A 2817-nucleotide genomic window follows, 5' to 3' on the forward strand; every position below is an offset into this window, starting at 1 on the left:
CTCAAACCCGCCCGTTTCCGGGGGGCGGCCGGGGGGCGGCCTGGCGTGACGGGCCCAGGGGTGTGGGCCGCGGCCGGTTGCGCGTGGCGGCGGGCCGGGCGGGCGGCCACGGCCCCCGATGGCCGCACGACCGCCCTGATGAACCCTGCCTTGAAAGTGATCGAGCGGCTGAGCGTGCTCGATGCCGTCAAGCCCAAGGCGGCGCCCCTGAAGGTGATGCGCATCGTCGACGCGACCAGCCGGCTGATCCGCAGTCCGGTCGTCACCTTCCGCGCCAGCGAGATCGACGAGGACCAGTTCGGGCTGAACCTGCCCAACAGCGTCCTCAATCCGGCACTCGCCAGCGCCGTCGCCGCGCATGCCGGCATCGAATGGCGACGCTCGATGGTGGCGAACTGGCAGCTCGATGCCGAATACGCCCGTGCCGTCCTGGCCGACGGCAGCACGGTGGACGCATCACTGGCGGTCGCAGCCGACGGACGCTTGTCGCCGGCGCGCCAGGCCGCCGGCATCTCGACCTCGGCTCGCTCCTATCCGCAGGCAGCTCTTGTCCTCAATTTCCGCCACAGCGGCGACCATGCCTTCACCTCGACGGAATTCCACACCGAGACTGGTCCGTTCACGCAGGTTCCCCTGCCCGGCAATCGATCGAGCCTGGTCTGGGTGGTGAAACCCGAGACCGCGACGGAACTCACCGCATTGGACGATGCGACGCTTTCGATGCAGGTCGAACAGCAGATGCAGTCGATGCTGGGCCGGGTGACGGTCGAGCCGGGCCGGCAGATCTACCCGCTTTCGGCGGTGACGCCGCTGCGTTTCGCAAGGGACCGGATAGCGCTGGTCGGCGAAGCCGCCCACGTGTTTCCACCGATCGGCGCGCAAGGCCTCAATCTCGGTATCAGGGATGTCGACGATCTCATTGGTATTGCTGTAGAAAATCGCGCGGACCCTGGTGCCGCCAAGGCCCTGGCCGCCTACGATTTCAAGCGTCGGCCCGATATTCTGGCGCGCAGCAGTGCGGTCAATCTTCTCAACATGTCGCTGCTTTCCGACATGCTGCCGGCACAGATGGCCCGCGTTGCCGGGCTCGGCGTGCTCGGTGGCTTCGCGCCGCTTCGCGCTTTTTTCATGCGCGAGGGACTTCGTCCCGGCAGCGGCTTCGCTGCGCTGGTCGGTGGCCTGGGAAGGCCGGCACGCTGACAGCGATCTTCCCATTCCTGACAAGCTGCGTCATCGACGATCGTCGATATCAGCCGCATGCGGTAAAACCTTTGCGCCATGTCCTGCGTAGCTTCAGGGCGCGCTCAAACGCTTCGGGATTGAATTGAGGCGCAGTCTGCGCCAAATAAAGCCAAGGAATTCAGTGGTGGGTACGATGAAAACAGCCAAATTCGCAATCGGACAGGTGGTTCGCCACCGGCTGTTTCCATTCAGGGGCATCATTTTCGACGTCGATCCGCAATTCGCCAACACCGACGAATGGTACGAAGCCATCCCCGCTGACGTACGGCCGCGTAAGGATCAGCCCTTCTATCATCTGCTCGCCGAGAATTCAGAGACCGAGTACGTCGCCTATGTCTCCGAGCAGAATCTGCTCGAGGATCAATCGGGGGAGCCGGTCCGGCATCCGCAGATCAAGGAGATGTTCGACAAGAAGCCGGATGGGGGCTACCAGCCGAAACGGCAGTCCAGGCATTAAGCGACGGTCACAAAAAAAGCGGGGCATAATCCCGCTTCTTTGTTGGTCCGACGATATCGGCCGGTCAGTTGGCTGTCTTCGCCTTGTCCTGCTCTTCCTTGAGCTTCTTGGCGAAATCCTGGTTGTTCTTGGCGACAAAGTCCTGAAGCTTCTTCTGCCGGTCCTCGATGTCCGACTGCTGCAGCGCCGGGCCGTCATAGGCGCCGCTGAAGCCCTGCAGGGCGACCTTGATCGGGTTGGGCTGGTTCTGGAAATTGACCGAGGTCAGCGTGATCGCCTGGCCTTTCTTGAACGCGGCGACGAGCTGATCGGTCAGCGGCACTTCCGCCACGCAACGATCCGGGAAGCAGATAACGTAGTCGAGCTTCTGCGCCTTGCCGGTATCGATCTGCAGGCCAATGCCGGGAGGCACCAGACGACCGGTCGGGACCGTGACCTGGAACACCTTGCGGTTCACCTTGCCCTTCAGCTCGATCAGGCTGACGCCGGTGACCAACTGGCCGTTGCCTGCGGTGGTGATGTTCTGGACATTGCAGATGTCGACGTCTTCCTGCTTGGTGCAAGCCTTGAACCAGCCTTGCGGAATCTGCTGTTGCTGCTGTGCGGAAGCGGCGGGAAGTCCTGCGCAGAGAAAGCCGATCACGCCAGCGGCCATGACCGACAGGCGGTACGCGTTGCTGTTCAGGCTCGTCATGTCGTGCACTTCCTCTCAAATGATCCCGGGACCGGCTTCTTCGTGCCGTGTGGTCCAGCTACCTGTTGCCGAAATGAGGCAACAGAATGACTTCGGAGGGCGTGTTACACTGCAAGCGGTGTCGAATCCAGCCCGACGTCAGCAATTGTTGAACGCACGATTGGCCGGTGCGCGGCTGCCTCATGCTAGGGTGCGCACCGAATCATCAAGCCGACCCATTAAGGAGACGGTCATGGGCCGCGTTCTTGTTTGGCTGATCACCGCGACATCGTTTCTCGCACTTTCGCATCAGCCCGCCGCATCGGAGCCGAAGCACGCGATCGCCATGCAGGGCGAACCGGCGCTGGCGTCCGACTACACGCATTTCAACTACGCCAATCCCGACGCGCCGAAGGGTGGCTCGATCACCTATTGCGTCGTCGGC

Annotated in this window: 3 protein-coding genes and 1 pseudogene; 3 read left to right on the top strand and 1 reads right to left on the bottom strand. The window is 62.8% G+C overall.

The features are described 5' to 3' along the window. On the top strand, positions 1–1200 hold a 1200-nt coding region (locus tag NKJ06_RS35015; protein WP_352812482.1), incomplete at its 5' end, for a UbiH/UbiF family hydroxylase. 175 nt (positions 1201–1375) lie between these two features. Continuing rightward, complete coding sequence (gene hspQ, locus NKJ06_RS35020; protein WP_023757801.1) at positions 1376–1699, top strand: heat shock protein HspQ; 324 nt, start codon at positions 1376–1378, stop codon at positions 1697–1699. Positions 1700–1763: 64 nt separating this feature from the next. Here hspQ and NKJ06_RS35025 read toward each other — a convergent pair whose 3' ends face one another. After that, a complete protein-coding gene (locus tag NKJ06_RS35025; protein ID WP_352635353.1) occupies positions 1764–2393 on the bottom strand; it encodes an invasion associated locus B family protein in 630 nt (209 codons plus the stop codon). 232 nt (positions 2394–2625) lie between these two features. Here NKJ06_RS35025 and NKJ06_RS35030 point away from each other — a divergent pair. Beyond that, positions 2626–2817 (top strand): annotated as a pseudogene (locus tag NKJ06_RS35030) (ABC transporter substrate-binding protein); the annotation flags it as partial.

The organism is Mesorhizobium sp. M0293 (assembly GCF_040321735.1).
Lineage (GTDB): Bacteria > Pseudomonadota > Alphaproteobacteria > Rhizobiales > Rhizobiaceae > Mesorhizobium.

Coding starts and splice junctions, on each gene's coding strand:
- NKJ06_RS35025 (WP_352635353.1), bottom strand. CDS start 2,393: ATGACGAGCCTGAACAGCAACGCGTACCGCCTGTCGGTCATGGCCGCT.
- hspQ (WP_023757801.1), top strand. CDS start 1,376: ATGAAAACAGCCAAATTCGCAATCGGACAGGTGGTTCGCCACCGGCTG.